Source organism: Ruegeria sp. YS9 (genome assembly GCF_024628725.1).
Lineage (GTDB): Bacteria > Pseudomonadota > Alphaproteobacteria > Rhodobacterales > Rhodobacteraceae > Ruegeria > Ruegeria atlantica_C.
Genome location: NZ_CP102409.1, coordinates 880,466 through 897,622 on the forward strand (window position 1 = coordinate 880,466; position 17,157 = coordinate 897,622).

At 56.2% G+C, this 17,157-nt stretch carries 13 protein-coding genes; 9 read left to right on the top strand and 4 right to left on the bottom strand.

Annotated features, from left to right (window positions below; genetic code table 11):
• Positions 1 to 113: 113 nt before the first annotated feature.
• Genes NOR97_RS04545 through NOR97_RS04560 form a run of 4 tightly spaced genes read right to left on the bottom strand, consistent with a single transcriptional unit; the run spans position 114 to position 9,122 of the window.
• Positions 114 to 3,188: a type III restriction-modification system endonuclease gene (locus NOR97_RS04545; protein WP_257600342.1), complete on the bottom strand. Its 3,075-nt coding sequence runs from the start codon at positions 3,186 to 3,188 to the stop codon at positions 114 to 116.
• 4 nt (positions 3,189 to 3,192) lie between these two features.
• Positions 3,193 to 5,172, bottom strand: a complete 1,980-nt coding sequence (locus tag NOR97_RS04550) for a site-specific DNA-methyltransferase (RefSeq protein WP_257600343.1) — start codon at positions 5,170 to 5,172, stop codon at positions 3,193 to 3,195.
• 12 nt (positions 5,173 to 5,184) lie between these two features.
• Positions 5,185 to 5,853 (bottom strand): DUF4391 domain-containing protein, encoded by a 669-nt coding sequence (locus NOR97_RS04555; RefSeq protein ID WP_257600344.1) that lies wholly within the window; start codon positions 5,851 to 5,853, stop codon positions 5,185 to 5,187.
• Positions 5,850 to 9,122 carry a helicase-related protein gene (locus tag NOR97_RS04560; protein ID WP_257600345.1) on the bottom strand — a complete coding sequence of 1,091 codons (3,273 nt, stop codon included), beginning with the start codon at positions 9,120 to 9,122 and terminating at the stop codon, positions 5,850 to 5,852. The genes NOR97_RS04555 and NOR97_RS04560 overlap by 4 nt, the downstream gene beginning before the upstream one ends.
• Positions 9,123 to 9,716: 594 nt before the next feature.
• On the opposite strand from NOR97_RS04560, the gene NOR97_RS04565 reads away from it, so the two are divergent.
• The 9 genes from NOR97_RS04565 (at position 9,717) to NOR97_RS04605 (ending at position 17,108) form a co-directional block, all read left to right on the top strand.
• Complete coding sequence (locus tag NOR97_RS04565) at positions 9,717 to 10,595, top strand: ArdC family protein (protein WP_257600346.1); 879 nt, start codon at positions 9,717 to 9,719, stop codon at positions 10,593 to 10,595.
• Positions 10,592 to 10,771, top strand: coding sequence for a hypothetical protein (locus tag NOR97_RS04570; protein WP_257600347.1), 180 nt, complete (start codon positions 10,592 to 10,594; stop codon positions 10,769 to 10,771). The genes NOR97_RS04565 and NOR97_RS04570 overlap by 4 nt, the downstream gene beginning before the upstream one ends.
• 125 nt (positions 10,772 to 10,896) lie before the next feature.
• Positions 10,897 to 11,148 carry a hypothetical protein gene (locus NOR97_RS04575; RefSeq protein WP_257600348.1) on the top strand — a complete coding sequence of 84 codons (252 nt, stop codon included), beginning with the start codon at positions 10,897 to 10,899 and terminating at the stop codon, positions 11,146 to 11,148.
• A gap of 412 nt (positions 11,149 to 11,560) precedes the next feature.
• On the top strand, positions 11,561 to 11,866 hold the full coding sequence (locus NOR97_RS04580) for a hypothetical protein (RefSeq protein WP_257600349.1): 306 nt from the start codon (positions 11,561 to 11,563) through the stop codon (positions 11,864 to 11,866).
• Positions 11,866 to 12,069 carry a hypothetical protein gene (locus tag NOR97_RS04585; protein ID WP_257600350.1) on the top strand — a complete coding sequence of 68 codons (204 nt, stop codon included), beginning with the start codon at positions 11,866 to 11,868 and terminating at the stop codon, positions 12,067 to 12,069. The genes NOR97_RS04580 and NOR97_RS04585 overlap by 1 nt, the downstream gene beginning before the upstream one ends.
• The gene (locus tag NOR97_RS04590) at positions 12,066 to 12,287 is read left to right on the top strand and encodes a hypothetical protein (RefSeq protein ID WP_257600351.1); all 222 of its coding nucleotides are present in this window, start codon (positions 12,066 to 12,068) and stop codon (positions 12,285 to 12,287) included. Before NOR97_RS04585 ends, NOR97_RS04590 begins: the two co-directional genes overlap by 4 nt.
• Before the next feature lie 550 nt (positions 12,288 to 12,837).
• A complete protein-coding gene (locus tag NOR97_RS04595) occupies positions 12,838 to 13,428 on the top strand; it encodes a hypothetical protein (RefSeq protein ID WP_257600352.1) in 591 nt (196 codons plus the stop codon).
• A complete protein-coding gene (locus NOR97_RS04600; protein WP_257600353.1) occupies positions 13,415 to 15,223 on the top strand; it encodes a relaxase/mobilization nuclease domain-containing protein in 1,809 nt (602 codons plus the stop codon). The genes NOR97_RS04595 and NOR97_RS04600 overlap by 14 nt, the downstream gene beginning before the upstream one ends.
• Positions 15,216 to 17,108: a type IV secretory system conjugative DNA transfer family protein gene (locus NOR97_RS04605; RefSeq protein ID WP_257600354.1), complete on the top strand. Its 1,893-nt coding sequence runs from the start codon at positions 15,216 to 15,218 to the stop codon at positions 17,106 to 17,108. Before NOR97_RS04600 ends, NOR97_RS04605 begins: the two co-directional genes overlap by 8 nt.
• The last annotated feature ends 49 nt before the right edge of the window (positions 17,109 to 17,157 follow it).

Genomic DNA, 17,157 nt, shown 5'->3' on the forward strand with positions numbered 1-17,157 from the left:
GTGACGCTGTAAAGCGTCGCAGCCTGATGGATTCGCAGGGTGCTTTTGCGAAAGGCGAGAAAATTTTATCTCGCTCAAATCAACGTGGATCAAAGGCTACCCCTCAAGCACGGCTAGTTGCCCCGAACTGCAGACATGAGCTCAGAAAAGTCTGACACAACATCATACTTTACCCGGTCATTCGGGACGCTGTTCGCAATCTCCTCGAAAAACTTTCTGGCGCACTTGATTTTTTCTCGCTCCAACTCGCGGAACTTGAGGGACGGCTGGGAGCCCTTTGTTTCCGCAACAAAATAGATGTGCTGCACGGATTGCTCTTTGAAAGCTATCGCCCAGTCGGGATTGTAGTCACCGACGGGCGTAGGGATGAGAAACCCCTGCGGTAGCTTCGAATAGACGACGATTTCATCGCTTGTATCCAGATCTTCAACAAATTTGCGTTCGACCCCAGAGTCGACCACCGCATAGTCATAGATGTGGTTTCGCAACTTCCCGACGGCCTGCGTCAGATCAGTGCCACTCTGGGTCGCGGGGAAAATATCGGTGTCGTATCTGTCGGCAGTTGCATCATAGGTCAGATGCTCGATGACAGTCGTGGCCTTCTGCTCTTTGATTATGCGTGAGGCCTCAGAGATGAACTGTTCAGGGTTGGCCTGGAACGTCGAGAACTTCGCAGCGCTCATTCCGGTCAGAATTTTCCCGATCGTCCCACGCGTCAAGTCTGCTCCTTCGGCAAGTTTGCCGATGACATCATATGAAACCAGCGAGTGGGCAGAGCTGCTTTCCTCACTGCGTATAGCCGATTGCTTGAACGCAGCTCCGGTGCGAAGCTGAGCCTCAGTCAGCTCATCCGAAAGTTTGCCTTCGGTGACGACGTATTGCAGAGGCGAGACAACGAGATCCCGGTCCAAAGCATCGATGCAGCGTCTGACCAGGTCATTGGAGTCAAATTCGACCTGATAAACAGCCTTGCGGTTGATGCGCTGCCAAAGTTCCTGAAACTCCTTCTTTTCGAAGTTCTTGTTTCGCGGGATTGCTTTGGGCTTGCGGCCATCGCCCATCATATTCTCGAGCTGGCTTCCGTTGAACACGGTGTCGACCAGTTGCAGGATCTGTTCCTGTTGGTCCAGCAGTTCTTCGGGCAACGCAGCCAGCGTGCCCGCCTCACGCGCGTCATGATACGCTTGAGTGATGCCATCATTATCATCGATGTAGTCGTTCTTGACGAGATACCGCTCGATGCGTTTGGCCATGTCCTTGGTTACAGTGGTTTCACTGCCATTGACCGTGATCGACTTGCCTTCGAAGTACTCGGCGTTCGCTTGGCGCGGGCGCTCCGACAGGTTTTCAGCGATTTCCTTCTGAAGCCCGCCGACAAAGTCTTTATAGCTTTCGCTGGCCACCACGGTCAGGACGTTGATGTCATGCACGGTTGCCGCGTGATCCATACGATCGCCGTTTTTGTTGACCGAAATGCGGAGGCCCCGGCCAACCTCCTGGCGACGCGATATGGTGTTGTCGCTGTGCTTGAGCATGCACATCACAAAGACGTTCGGGTTGTCCCAGCCCTCGCGCAACGCGGAGTGGGAGAAGATGAACCGCGTCGGTTCTTCGAAGGAAAGCAGCCGCTCCTTGTCCTTCAGGATCAGATCGTAGGCTGAAACGTCATCCGTCAAACCGGCGAACTCACCACGCGCTTTGACCTTTGGATCAACCAGCTTGCCCTTCTTGTCGATCGAGAAATAGCCGTTGTGGGTCGCACCGACGTCGATGCTGTCCAGGTGCTTTCGGTAAGCCTCATCCTCCAAGGGCAACTCGCCGAGGTATTCGGCTTTCAGTGCTTCGTATTCTTCCTCGAAGACACGCGCATATTCGCCTTTTTCGTCCTCAGCGTCGTAGTCCCGATACTTTGCCACCTCGTCGATGAAGAACAGGGACAGCACCTTGATGCCCTTGGCGAACAGCTGCTTTTCACGCTCCAGATGGGCCGCGATGGTCTCGCGGATCTGAATGCGGCGAATGTCACGTTCGGTGATGTCACCACTGGCTTCACCGGCCTGCAAAACCGCGCCGTTGGTGAAATGCACCTCGTCCACGCGTGCGTCGATGTCAGAGACGACGAAATCCCGGTACTGATCGAGACCCTTGGATAGATCGAACAGGTTGCGACCTTTTTCGACCTTGCGCAGCACCCGCTTGATGCCGGAGTTGGTTTTGACCTCCATCTCAACCCGCGCTACCGGGTCGCTTTTGGAGATCTGTATGCCTTCCAGATAGAGATACGCATTCGTTCCGGTCAGACCCTTGGCCTGAATGCCGCGCACTTCGATCTTCTTGACCAGCTTCTGGCTGAACGCGTCGACCGCATCCAGGCGATGCACCTTGTTATGGATCGTCTTGTGGGTTGCGGAGTAGCGCAGGATGAACAGCGGGTTGAACTTGGGCAGGGCGTTCTGGGTTGCCGTGCCTTCCATCTTCTGCGGCTCGTCGAGGATAAGGATGGGTCGGTTCTTGGCAATCACGTCGATGGGGCGGCGCGACTGGAAATCATCCAGCTCTTCGTAAATCCGCCGGTTGTCAGCGCCCGACGCGTTGAACGCCTGCACGTTGATCACCATCACGTTGATGCCTGCGTCCGAGGAAAAGCTCTCCAACTCATGCAGCCGCTTGGAGTTATAGATGAAGAACCGCGCCTTTTTGCCGTAGCTTTCGACGAAATGCTCTGCCGTCATCTCCAGCGACTTGGCCACGCCTTCGCGGATCGCGATTGACGGCACCATGATGATGAACTTGGACCAGCCATAGCGTTTGTTCATCTCGAAGATGGACTTGATATAGCAATAGGTCTTGCCCGTGCCGGTCTCCATCTCGATGTCGAGGTTGATGGCCGCGCCCGCCTTATAGCTGGCCTTCTTGGGCTTGCCCTTGTCATCTACAAAGGTGCTTAGGCTTTCGGACAGGGGCAGGTTCTGGCGCTGCTGCACCTTGCGGATGTTTTCCAGCACTTGGCTCGCAGGCATGGCAATATCAGCGTTGCGGAAGCCGTCTTCATCCGCCCGCATCTGCGCGCGGACACCGGGGTCGATCCGATAGACTTGCGCCGCCGTGTTGGGCTGACCTTCGAAACAATCGACCACGGCCTCGACCGCCGCTGTCTGATAGGGTTGCGACTTGAACTTGATCTTCATGGGGTCAAATCGCCTTCACTTCGGTCTCAGGCGAGATGGCCTTGAAGATCTGGCGCACGTTGATCTTGGTCTGGTCGTCGGCAAAGCCTGTGTCCTTGAACACGATCCGCATGGGGGCGTGGCCTGCCAGCTCTTTGACGAGGTCCTCGGAAATACCATCGTCGAAACAGGCCATCAGGGCGGTGTCGGCTACGAAGAAGACGGTTTTGCCCTGAACCGTCTCGCGGCGGATGGGCAGGGTCAGGTCAACGCCCCAATCGAGCAGAACTTGGAACAGCAAATCCTCGGCCGTGCGGTCGGGTTTGATATTGTCCACGCGGGACAGCAGATCGGCCTGAGAGGTTTGATCTGGTGTGTAGAACACATCGGCCATGTTGGAGCTGTCGATCTTGAGCACGCGGAAGCCGACATCCTTGTTCCAATCGGGGTGACATTCGCCTTCGAGGATTTTCTGCCCCGCGCGGCGGATGCGTTCTTTGGTGATATCTGATATTTTTTGGAAGCCGGCCCGATATGTTTCGGTGTCTTCCGGGACGTCCTCTGGAATCTGAACCGAAAGGCTGTTTAGGTTCAGGCCGCTTGCTGACCCGATATCCATCGTAAAATGAGCGGTTGTGCCTGATCCAGCAAAGAAATCCATCACTGTGTCGCCATCAGAAAGCGGCACAATAGAGGCCAACTCTTTCAAGAGGCGGAGCGGTTTCTTGCCGCTACGGAAATCAATTCCTCCTTCATGGCGGCAGTTTCCAAAGTCGGCTGCTAGATCGAGATAGGTGACAATTGGTTTTTGCTTCAAAGAGTCAGTCTCTAGTTTTCCAGAGGGAACGCCTTGGTAGTATTTTCCTTTGGTAGCGCCTTCTCTCTTCGGACCTGTGAAATATCGATAGTCCAGTTGATCGTCTCCGATACCCCAAACCTTGTAGAGTACGCCAAGACCATCATCTGCAGCACGTCCTCCTAGGTAGTCTCGAAAAAAACGGCCAGAAGAGTTTCCGTCAAGAATTGTTCCAGTAGCCCAAATTTCTTTCAATGCAGAGGCGCTTGGTTCGACTTTGTTTATTGAGAACGAACCCGGTTCAAATACGTCGACTCGTTTGCCGCCCAGTTCGATAGTCTGCGGTTCGCCAACTTCAGAGACGTTCCATTCAAATTTGTCGTAGCTGTAGTCTTCTGTTGGTTGAACCAACGAAACGTGTGCTCGTGACTTGGCGTATACAACGATATTTTCGACAACTTTTTGGAAGAGCATATCCTCGACGAGCGTCTTACCCTCATATCTCACTTTGATGGTGTAAGTAGCTAAATGGTTCTCATGGCCAAAAACGTCGTCGCAGACCTTGGTCAAATTCGAGAGTTCATTGTCGTCGATGCTTGCAAAGAAGACCCCGTCGTCTGCCAGAAAATTTCGAGCCAAACGAAGTCTTGGATAGATCATTGAAAGCCAGTCGGAATGGAATCTACCGTTGCTAGTCGGGTTGGAAACTAGCCGGTTTCCTTCACCGTCCGTTTGGTTCGAACGCTCGAAGTATTCGTCGGTTTGTTCCGCAAAATTGTCTCGATAAACGAAGTCCTTCCCGGTGTTATACGGCGGGTCGATGTAGATCATCTTGACCTTGCCCAGATAGGTCTCTTGCAGCAGCTTCAGCGCCTCTAGGTTGTCACCTTCGATGAACAGGTTCTGGGTGGTGTCGAAATCCACGCTTTCGTTGCGCGCGGGGCGCAGGGTTTTGGCGATGGGGGCGTTGGCGGTGATCAGCGCTTCGCGCTTGCCCGGCCAGTTCAGGTGATAGCGTTCCTGCGGCCCCTCGACGATGCTGTCGGACAGCTCTTGGCGCAGCTGGTCAAAATCCACCGCCAGTCGCAGCTTGCCATCCTCGCCCGCCGCTTCGGTCACGCAGCTGGGGAACAGCGCGCGGATATTGGCGATGTTGTCCTGCGTCAGGTCAGGGCTGTGCATTTTCAGCTTTTCGATCTCGTTACTCATTTCTTCCCCTGCCTATTCCGGCTTTTTCAGATGCTCGAAGTCCGCCTGCGCCTCACGCAGTTGACTGTGCAGTGTCATTTTGATGTTGAATTGCGTCTCGCGTTTCAACCTGGATTTCAGCTGGCTGATCTCACGCTCTTTGGTTTTGAGGGCGTGCGTCCGGTCCATCCGCGCGCTCAAGGATTCCGCCGTTTGCGGCACAATCGGCATGAGCGCCGTCAGGATCTGTTCATAAAGCACGCCAAGGTTCAGCGCCACTGGCAATAGGCTGCGGGGCGTGTCGATGGGAAGCCAGTCCGAGCGCAGATAGTCCGAGAGCACCCATTTGGCCGCGTCCGCCTCTGACGGGCGTTTGTGGGCGGCGGCGATCTGGATCTGGCCGTCCTGTTCCAGTTCGAACAGGATCGGAAAGGGGATGGCGCGGTCGATGGCTTTAAGCACGTCGTCTTGCACCGCGCTCGATTTCAGCGTGACGCGGAAGACCTGTATCTCTGGCACGGATTTGGTGGCAGGCAGGTTGATCGTTTCCGGGGCCAGCTTGGCGCGCCATGTGATCTGGTCAACTTGGGCGACGAATTTGTCCTTGAGCGTTGTGGTGGCCTGGACGCGGTCATAGATCCGCGTCTTGGGCACGACGCGCTTCAGGAGCGTTGATTTGGGGTAGTCGTAGAGCGCAGTCATGCGGGATCCCTCACGATGATGAAGGCGAGCAGTTCAAAGTCATCGAGACCGGCGATGGTGTGGGTCAGCGCGGTGGTGTGGCCACCGGAAAAGAGGCTGTCGAGGTCACGCTCTTCCTTCACCTCGATCATGGATTTGATCGCGTCGCTGAGCAGTTCGGAATACTTGCCCATCTCACGCCCGTCGCGGGTTTCGGAGTTGAAGGCGTCGCAGAGCGCCTTGATCGGTTTGTCCAGACCTTTGCTGCTGGAGCGGATCAGGTCGAGCAGGCGCTTCACCTCGGTATGGTCGGCGATGACGTTCGCGTCGTTGTCGAGGTAAATCAGGTAGTAGGGGTGCAGCCGGTTCTGCTGGTTGACGTTCACATCAGGGTGGATGTTGCGCAGAGCGAAGATCACACCAGGCTGCAAGCCTTTTGCGGGGTTGGACGGGACGATGGCGTGCAGGCCTTTTGGTTGGCCCGCCAGATCGCCATGTTCCTTGGTGTAGTTCAGGAGGTCCATACGGAAGTCGTTCAGGCCCAGGTCTGTGATGGAAACGCCGGTTTTGACGTCTTCGAGCTCGATCACTTCTTCCTGCAGGCGCTGTAACTGGTCCTTGCGATAGGCGACGTCACTGCTTTTCGCCGTCAGCACGTTGTCTTCGCCGGTGCCAGTGAGGTCGACGATGTGCATCCGGTTTTCGACCCGTTCCTTGAGGTTGATGTACTCGTCGAGCGAGATGTCGGGCCAGTAGTTGACCAGCTGAATGGCGGTGTTGGGCGAGCCGATCCGGTCAACCCGGCCAAAGCGCTGCACGATGCGAACCGGGTTCCAGTGGATGTCGTAGTTGATCAGGTAGTCGCAATCCTGAAGGTTTTGCCCTTCGGAAATGCAGTCTGTTCCGATCAAGATATCCAGCTCATCTGGCACCTCCGGCATGATCAGCGCCTTCTCTTTCGCCCTGGGGGCAAAAAGGGTCAGAACCGACTGGAAGTCATAGTGAGGCTTCAAGGTCGTCTTGGGGTTCCCTGAGCCCGTGACGATGCCTGTCTCGGAGCCCATCGCGCCTTTGAGGGTGGGCGCGACGTGGCGATAAAGATATTCGGCGGTATCCGCGTAGGCGGTAAAGATCAGAACCTTGCGATTGCCTGGATTCAAAGGCGACGCCATCTTTTTCGTGATGACGTCGATAAGGTGCTGGAGCTTAGCATCCTCTCCAACGCCAACCTTGTTCATCTCGGTCAAGAGGCCTTGAATGATCTCACGGTCGCCGCCCAAGTCAGCTTTCCACGTCGGGATATCCATATCAGCGAGGTCGATTTGGATCTTCTTGCCGATTGTGAATTCGCCAAGTCCCGACAGGTCGTCATCGTCGGTATCCAAGTTGTCCACGTCATTGAAGACGTCTTCGATCCTGCCATTGCCGCCACTCGCCTCGAACCGGTCGATGGCCTCCAGCATCGCGCCGATGTTTCGGTCAAGCGCGCCAAGTGTGAGACGGAATGCCTCTACTGAGCTTTCAAGGCGCTTTAGAAGGTTCGTCGTCATCAGCGCTTGCAGGCTGCGCTCGCGATCGGCCTGGCGCAACGTACCTTTGGAGCCTTCTGTCTTGGTGTCGTAGAGCTCTTCATATTTTCTAAGGCGGCTCGGTTGGATGTAGTTCACCGGTGCGTAGACAGCCATTTTTAGAAGGGATAGGTCGCTGTAAATCTCGTCAAATCCCACGACATCTTCGCGGAACGTGATCGGGAGGTGATGGGAAATTGGCTTCTTACGCTCGGGGAATTGCCCGATGTCGGCAGTGTCGTAGAATTGCTCAATATGCTTACGAGAACGCGCAATTGTCACCGAATCCAGGAGCTCAAAGAAATCAAGATCCAGCGCTCTAAGAATGGATTGCGCCGTGCGTTCCGCTGGAGGGAGCTCCGACCAAGTATTGAAAGCGGTTTGAGCCTTCCGGAAAATCTCTTCAACACTGGATTTGGTCTTTAGGTTTCGGCTCAAAGTGTCCGAATGCCCCTCGTATGCCAATGCGAGCTGGTTGCGTAGGTCGGTGAACCTGTTGTTAACGGGGGTCGCGGAAAGCATCAGAACTTTTGTCTTCACGCCGGATCTGATGACCTTGTTCATCAGCTTCTGGTACCGAGTTTCCCGATCTTTGTAGACGTCGTTGTTTCGGAAGTTGTGAGACTCATCGATGACGACCAGATCATAATTGCCCCAATTGACCCGATCGAGCGGGATGCCCAGAGACTCGCCGGATGTTCTGGAAAGGTCAGTGTGGCAGAGGACATCGTAGTTAAAGCGGTCGGCCGCAAACAGGTTTGTCTTGAGGTTCGTGTTGTAGTTCCGCCAATTGTCAGCAAGCTTTTTTGGGCAGAGAACCAGAACAGATTTGTTCCTTAGTTCATAATATTTGACTACCGCGAGCGCAGTGAAGGTCTTTCCCAAGCCGACGCTGTCCGCAAGGATGCAGCCGTTATAGGTTTCCAGCTTGTTAATTACCCCAGTTGCAGCGTCTCGTTGATAGTTGAACAGCTTGTTCCAGACGAGGCTGTCCAGGTACCCTGTTTGGTCATTGGGCAGTACATCCTCATCGACCTCCTCAAGGAACTCCCTGAAGATGTTGTACAGGATCAGGAAGTAAATCCTTTGCGGCGAATTCTCCTGGTAAACGGCCTCAATGTGCTGAAGGACTTGATCCGTCACATCTTGAACGTTTGCGGGGTTGGCCCAAACCTGATCAAACAACGAAAGATAAGTTTTTGCCGAAAGGTCGTCCTCGAAGGCATGCGTGAAATTCGAAACAGCGTTGCCAGGCTGGTAGCCCAAATCAACGGCGGAAAATCCACTGATAGGCGAGAAAACCTTGTTTCCCTTGCGCGCTTCGATGGTCGCGAATTGCTGCATCGGGGCGTCAGTAGCGTTGGATTTAAAGGTGGCTTTCCTCCGGATCCAGTCTGCGCACTGTTTTGCAATGGCCTTTTGAGTTAATTTGTTCCGAAGATGAATCTCAAATTCTGTGCCGTAAAGAGCGGTTTCCCTGAGCTGTTTCGGGATAAAGAACTCTCGTTTCTCTTTCCTTGAACGCCCGAGAGCTTCGTTCGGAATAAACGTCGGATCTGTCAGTATGAACTCGAGCTCTTTGACGCTTTCCAGTTCATTCCGCAGTGCTTCATATGCAAAGATTGAGAAGCAACTGGCCGCCACCCGGATTTTCGCACCTGCTTCGGACCCCGCTTTCAGCTCATCTCCCAAGAGGACAGAAATGTTGTCGATGATTTTCAAAAGATTGCCCTGAATTCGAACGGTTTTTTGTAAACGTATCGCGTAACGGCCTGTGTTCACAGCCCAAATTCAACCTATGTACACGGATTATCTTTCGGATCATCGCCAAGGCTGTTTGACGATCAGAAGTGCCGCAACAGGTCGTTGCGACACGCCAAGCTGATGTTCGTCTTGTTTCGAGCCCACGCCTAATCGCGCGGGCAACATCTCCCAGTAGACTGCACCGAGGCTCAACGGGCCGTTGGCCCGCTCACCCCGGTCCAGGCATCATTCCTTTTGTTTGGTCCGCCCAACATCCCTGACCGTGGCGGTCAACCTTAGTCCATCCCCAAAATCAGCCACCAATTTCCCCTGTCTCACAGGCGAGCCATTCCTCGCGCGGCAAATTGGCGTCCGATTTTGACGCAGACATTTTCTTCGCAAATGTGGCCGATTGACAGCCCCGTTCAGGGCCGTGGGTCGGGCTTTGCCCTCTCCCACTCTGTTCCGCCGAATACATGCGTATTCGGTCAGATCAGGTGGCCGAGGCGCAGCCCATCGGCGGAAAGGGGGCGCGAAGCCTCACCCGCGTCACTTTGATCGAGGAGGCCACAAATGGCACCAAAGTTTGATGTTTATGCCCATGTCACCGACACCATTATTGCAGAGATCGAGGCGGGCACGCCGCCATGGCGCAAACCGTGGACAGGAAGCGCGTCCGGCGTTGCCCTGCCGATCCGACACAACGGGGAGGAGTATCGCGGAATTAACGTCCTGATGCTCTGGGTCATGGCGGCCAAGCATGGTTATGTGTCCAGCCGCTGGATGACCTACAAGCAGGCTCAGGAGCTGGGTGGACAGGTCCGCAAAGGTGAAACGTCGTCGACCGTGGTCAAATACGGGACGTTCACCCGAGAGAACGAGCAGGGCATTGAGGAAGAACTGCCCTATGCGCGCGCATACCGCGTGTTCAATGCCGATCAGATCGAAGGTTTGCCGGAGGAGTACTATATCCGGCCCGAGGCCCCGCGCGATCTTGGGACGGCGGAAGATCCAGCGCTTGAGGCGTTTTTCAGCCGAACGGGGGCGGAGATCCTCACCAGCGACGACCCACGCGCTTATTACAGCCCCGCCAAAGATCACATCCACATGCCGCCGATTGCCACGTTTCACTATGCGTCACGCTATTATGGGACATTGGCGCATGAGTTGATCCATTGGACTGGCAGCGAAAAGCGGCTGGAGCGGATCAAGAAATTTGCGAACCGCGAGGCCTATGCCTTTGAAGAGTTGGTGGCGGAAATCGGGGCTTGTTTCCTTGGGGCTCAGATTGGCGTTCCACCGGAGTTTGACCAAAGCGCCGCCTATGTCGAAGGGTGGTTGAAAGCGCTCAAAGAGGACAAACGGGCGATTTTTCGCGCGGCGTCCGAGGCGCAGAAGGCCGCCGATTTTGTCCTAGCAGCCGCTGATCAAGAGAAAGCGACCGCAGCATGAGCGGCCGCGCAATCCTGCCCCAGATGACGTATCGCAAATGCGGCACGTCAAACCCGGTGATCTTTCTCGCGCCGGTCATCGTGAAAGTCAGTGGCACCTGTATTTGCTTGGATTGCGCAGAGGCGCGCAATTGGCTGGATCCGGACGGAAACTTGAAGGCCGGTGTTGAACTTTGAGCACCTGCGGCCCGCCTCATGTGGCGGGGCGCGAGGTCAAACTCAACGCGGTTCTTTTGAGCATTGTGGGGTTTCCCTCTCGGTCGTAAGGTGCCGAAAAATATGATTTTCAGAAGGAATTCCAGATGCCTCTTTTTTCACGGTTCGGCGCAAAGAAGAACCCTTCGGATCACCCAATGTTTGAAAGACTTCGCGAGCTGCTCTCCGATGAACAATGTGACCATTATTTTGTGATGGCGCTTTTCTCAGACAAAGTTCAGGTGCCCCTGTCTCATGGATTAAAGGTTCAGGAAGCGCTCTCATTGGCAAGAGAGATTTCGAAAGCCACCGGCGTCACTGCAGAAAAGCTATACGAAGACATACAAGAACAAAGCTGATCTCCAGACAGGCTTAGAAATTGTGGCCCGTGCTGCTGCGCACGGGCCGCCCTGAGAAACGGACTGTGCGGAGGATCGACTGGCTTTCAGCCCGCTCACCTCCTTCAGGCTTCTTTCAATTTGATTGGTCCGCCCAACATCCCTGTCGTGTCCCGTCAATGGGCAAGCGCCGCGCGGGCGCGTCGTCAAAGCCTGCAACCCGTGTCCTCGCGCGGGGCGCGCTGCGGGCCGCACCAGTTGCGGGCTTTGACCCATTGACTGGCCGCGCCAGGGGCGTGGGTCGGGCTTTGCCCCCCACCCACTCTGTTCCGCCGAATACATGCGTATTCGGTCAGATCAGATTGGCCGGTGTGCAGCCCATCGGCGGAAGGGGAGCCAAGCCCCGACCGCAGCACCCAAAAGGAGGCCACAAATGGCTCACAAATATCAGCCCCCGAAATTCTGGACCTGCGACTGTGATCGCACTACCGGCGGTCACATCATCGACGGGCTCTATAGCACCTGCGTCTATTGCGGAAAGCATCGGCACGAGCTGAAAGAGATCGTTGTTCCGTCAGGTTTGGGCGGTGTGTTCTGCGTCGAGATCCTCAGCGTCGAGGGCGATTGCGCCAAGGTGAAGGTGGCCAAGAGCTCGAACGGCTTTGACGCGCTGCCGCCCTTCACTGTGCCGTTCAAAGACATCGCCCCGCGTTGGAAGCACAAGGCGGGAGAAATCTGATGACCCCAGACTATCGCAGCGATGATTTCGCGACCGCGCGTCTGGAAGATACCGTCAGCTTGCGAAGCGCCGCCAGAGAGGCGCGCGCCACGCTTTACGCGGTGTTGAACCGGCTGGAGCTGAACGATCTGGACGGCGAAGAACAGCCTTTTATCGACGATTGTCTTGGGGCTCTCGCAATCCTTGAGGAGGCGTTGCGATGACGGCGGAAGAAATCAAAGCAGCAGTGGACGCGGGCAACCGCGTTCACTTCACGGTTTGGGGCGAGTTGTCGGCATCGGCTTGGTGGTGGGGAGGGTTCTTGTGCTCCTTAATCCTCTGCTCCAGTCGAGACGGAAAACTCGAAACCTCAGCTGCAAACCTAATCGATTTTGGGATTTTGGGTCGCACCTCGCCTTTTTTGTCAGAGGCGGCACATTGAGCCGCATAGGAGGAAAGAATCCGATTAGCTTTCTTTCTTTGCCTTCCCACTTTTTGGCGGAACGGTTTGTGGTACCCGTTGCTTTTCGCATCCATAAGTGGGTTCCGACGCTCGTCGTTACTGACGCTAGGCCATTCAATGCCCAAAATTCTGCAGCAGGCACACGATAGGGAAAAGTGCTCTAGAAAGTCATCGTTCGTCGGTGCGTTTTTGGGCTTCTTGGCTTTGGCTTTCTTCTTGCCTTTCTGCCGCTTGGTTCCAGGCATCGGAGAAAGCGGGTCATAAGACCAACCCCGCCCGCCAGGGTAAATGATTGTGCTACCACCTGAATAGCCGCCGCGCCCCATCTCGAACCTCACAAAACAAAAATCAATACCGCCAGTGTAGCGCTGGTCTTTGTCAGCGCAAGTATTGGCGGTCGCAGCCTATGGCTGCTCCAAACGGAATACAGGCAGTTGATGCAATATTATAATATTGAATCAATTATAGCGAAATGCCATAACAGGGCTGCCTGTATGATGCTGGCAAGAAATAGGGGTGATTACTTCACATGGGCCGACCGCGCGCACCACGGCACAAACGACTGACGCAGAACCAGCGTTTTGCCATCGTGCGCAAGCGTGCCGAGGGGGTGCCGGTCGAAGATCTGGCCCGCGAATTCGGCGTCACGACCCGCAGCATTTTCTACACGTTGAAAGCCGATCAAAGCCGCAAACTTGATGCGCGCGTGCGCTCTGAGTTGGTGAATGTCCGGCTCACACCGAAGGAGCTTGCGGGCTTTGATGCGGTGCTGACGCGGCATGATATCGCCAGCCGGGCGGAAGGGCTGCGTCGGCTAATCCATGCCTCGAACGATCTCTTTGTCCCTGATGATGAACTGGCCAATCAGATGCAGGGATTGTCGGCCTCTCTCAATCGCACCGGCAACAACATCAACCAAATTGCGCAGCGCCTGAACGAGGCAAAGCGCCAGGGAAAAACGCCGCCCTATGGCAACTCTGCCCATGGCCAGGTTCGTGCTTTGGCCGGGCTGATCTTCGATATCGCCGACCAGGTTCAAGACATGGCGCAGCGCCGCCGAAGTGCGCTGTCTGGCGAGGTTGCTCGCGTTCTGGGAGGCTTTGCCGATGGCCCGGAATAGCGCCGTTGCCGCCGCGCAGGAGGCCTTCTTCGATCGCGACTGGAGCCGCATTCGCGGCAGCGTGCCGCGTGCCCGCGCGAAGCAGATGGCGCGCGCCGCCATGGGGCATTCCCCCGCGATCTTCAAAGCCATTCGCGACGGGGGCACACACAACAAAACACAGCTGCGCAACCAGCTGGAATACCTGACCACCAAGTCGAGCTTCATCGTCGACAGCCGTGGTACCTATGACGGCCAAAGCGTTCTGTCAGCCAAAGAGATCGAGCAGGTCACACGCCGATTTTCAGCGCAATGGAATGAGGGGTTTCATCCCAAGCTGGGACATACCTCGCACCTCTTGATGGCGTTCCCAATTGGCACGCGTGGCGAAGATGTTGCCGAGATCACGCGCGAGATTTGCGAACGGTTCTTTCAGGGCGAAGGCAGCCACTTCGACTACATCGCAGCCGTGCATGAGGACCGGGATCACCCGCACGCGCATATCGTCCTGAACCGGCGCAGCAAGGACGGTGAATTCTTCTTTCTGAAAGAAGGGCACCATTTCAACTACGACAGTTTTCGCGAGGCGATGGTGGAGGTGTCAGACCGCTATGGGCTGCGCCTTGAGGCGACGCGAAAGCTCGAGCGTGGGGTCACGACGAAGAGGCCGAGCGATGTAGATCAGCGTCGCGCGGAAGCCACGGGCCAGAAGCTGACCGAACGTGACCGCGTGGGGCCGGAGCTTGACCGTGCCTTGGTTGAGGTGGCGCAGAACGCGCGGCTTTATCGCGGCCTGGCTGCCGAGGCCTCGCGCGAGAACCAGCATGACATTGCAGCAGCCTTGGACAAGGCCGCGACGCTCTTGGCGCAGGGTAAACCAATTGAAGCAGATGGAAAGGTATATGGCATGGCCGAAGAACAGCATTCGTTTGATGAGGTCGTGGATGCCTTTCACGACAAGATCCATCAGGTCGAACGGATCGTCGCGGACGCTCCGGTTGAACGGCGGGCGGCGCTCGAGCATGAGCTCAACGACATCTATCGCTCACTGTCACATCTGAGCCCAATGGGAACGCAGTCCCACACCTTGCTCGAAGACGCGTCCCAAAGTGGTATCTATTCGGCCGCGAATATACGGGCCGAGGCCCAAGGAGCTTTGCAGGCTCCAGCTTTGGCAGAGCGTCTTCAGCAGGCTTTGAAAGGCACCGGCATTGACGCGCAAGAGGTGACGCGTCGTGTCGAAATAGGCGCGGGCAATGCCGCGCTGGAGCGGCAATGGCTTGGACAGGATCTGAAGGTGATTGCCGAGAAGGAAGGCTATGACCTGTCTCGCGCCGATGAGCTTGAGAAAGCAATCGATCGCCTCGACCAGGTGCACGGTGATCTGGGTCGTTTGTTGGCCGGTGCTGACGTTCTCAAGGATAGTGGGTCGGTGGAGGCTGACCGGCAGGAAGCCATCACCGACCGGCTTCCGCCGATCACTGCTGAAATCCTGAGCCGTATGAGGGACGACCCAACCGCAGATCCATTCCGCAGCGATCTGGAGCGCGAGACCTTGAGGGCCGAACTGGAGGATCTGGCCGGAGAAGAAAACACCCCGGACTTGGCAATTGGCGATGAGACTGCGTTGGAGGAACATATCGAAGACCGCCTGGACCGGCTTTATGCGGCCAAAGCCTATCTGCAGAGTGATGCCGCTCTGGCGAGCAGCGTGGCGATGGAGCACGTCCTCGACGAGATCGCCAATGAAGAAATCGACGTTCAACGCGAGCGGCATGTCGATAGCGATGGCGAAAAGGGTGTGACGCATGGGTAAGACGCGGATCGCACTCGGCGTCTTGAGCTTTGCTCTTCTGGGAGCGGTGTTGGGCTATGTCCTGGCGTCGGCCTTTCTGACATTCCGCTGGTTTGGGGTCGGGGCGGACATCGATTTTCTGATGTTGGCACGCAGCTATGGGGTTCTCCGAATGACCCATCCGGCCGATATGCAGATTGTTCACCTGATCGTGGGGGGCAATGCAGCAGCCGGTGTTTTGCTCAGTGCGATCTTGATGAACGACGCGCTGACCAAATTTGGGGAAACCCACTGGCAGCACATGTCAGAGATGAAGCGGAACGGCTTTTTCGGCAAGCCTGGCCACGGCTTTGTCCTCGGCAAAATGGGCAAGCCTAAGAGTCGCAAACCCTTCGTGATGTCCAAGGTGTTCCCCCATGCCCTGATCGTCGCCCCGACCGGACGCGGCAAAACGACGGGGTTCGTCATCCCGAACCTGCTTACCTATCAGGGCAGCGCGGTGGTGTTGGACGTGAAGGGTGAGAACTTCGAGGCGACGGCGCGCCATAGGGCCGCGCAAGGCGACAAGGTGTTTCGGTTTGCGCCCACTGATTGGAAGGACGGCCGCTCGCACCGGTACAATCCTTTGCTGCGAATATCGGCGCTGGAAAACGTCGACCGCCAACAGATGGAGCTGCAACTCCTGGCCTCGCTGTTTCTGCAAGCAGATAACGACCGCGTCCAAGGGCTCCTCGACGGCGGTATCGATCTGTTCGTGGCGGCAGGGCTTTTGGCGTTCGAGCGAAAGCGGCCGACCCTGGGCGAGATCTATCGCATCACCGCATCAGGCGGAGACAAGCAGAAAGAGTACCGCCGCCGTGCAGACGAGGTGGTCAATCCAGCCGCCAAACTGATTTTCATGCGCATGGCCTCGACCAACAACGACACGCTGACGTCTTACCTGTCGCTTCTCATGACCTCGGGCCTCAAGCAATGGTCGAACCCCGCCATCGATCGGGCGACCGCAACGTCAGACTTCGATTTTCGCGACATCCGAAAGACGCCGTTTTCCGTCTATCTGGTGGTCGAGCCGCTGATGGTGAAACCGCTCGCGCCGCTGATCCGCCTGTTCTTCTCGGACTTGCTGGCATCGCTACAAGACCATGAACCTGGCAAGGATGAGCCTTGGCCGGTGATGATTATGCTCGATGAGTTCAACCGCCTCGGCAAAATGCCGATCGTTCTGGACAGCATTGAAACACTGCGATCTTACCGGGCGAATCTCGCGATCGTCACACAGACGATCCCAGCTTTGGATGAGATCTACGGCGAAAATGCCCGGCGTGCCCTGCAGGGCAACGCGGGCATCAAGCTCTATCTCACGCCCTCAGATGAGAAGACCATTGAAGAGCTCAGCAAAGCCGTCGGCAAAACCACCAAACGGGTTGTGACCCGCTCGCGCTCGGTCGGCCGCAACCCATTTACCGGGCGCAGCATGTCTGAACGAACGGAAGAAACCGCGTTGCTGCCAGAGGATGAGGCGCGGCGCATGGATCTTGATGACATCGTTCTGGTGGTCGACGCGCAAATGCCCGTCCGCGCCAAGCGGATCAAATACTATGAGGATCGGTTTTTTAAGCAGATCTTCGACAAGCAGACCGGCGATCTGCCGTACCCCACAGCCGGGGACCAAATGCGCGGGCTGCAGGGGCAGATCAAGGCACTGGAGGCGAAGATCGGGGCACTTGAGGTGCCGAGAGCGGTTTCAGATGACGGGTCTGAGGGTGGTGGGAAACGGCGTGATGAGATTGATAGTCTGGCCAGCGAAAAGCGGGGCGAGCCGAACGAGGGCAAGCCAAGTACGGATGAGTATCGGGCAGGTGCCGAACGGGTGGAGAGATTTATGGAGGAGGCAGCTCGCGGATAAACGGGCGGGAAGCGGTCCTTCTCTGCTACCTCGAACCCGTCAGCTCGAA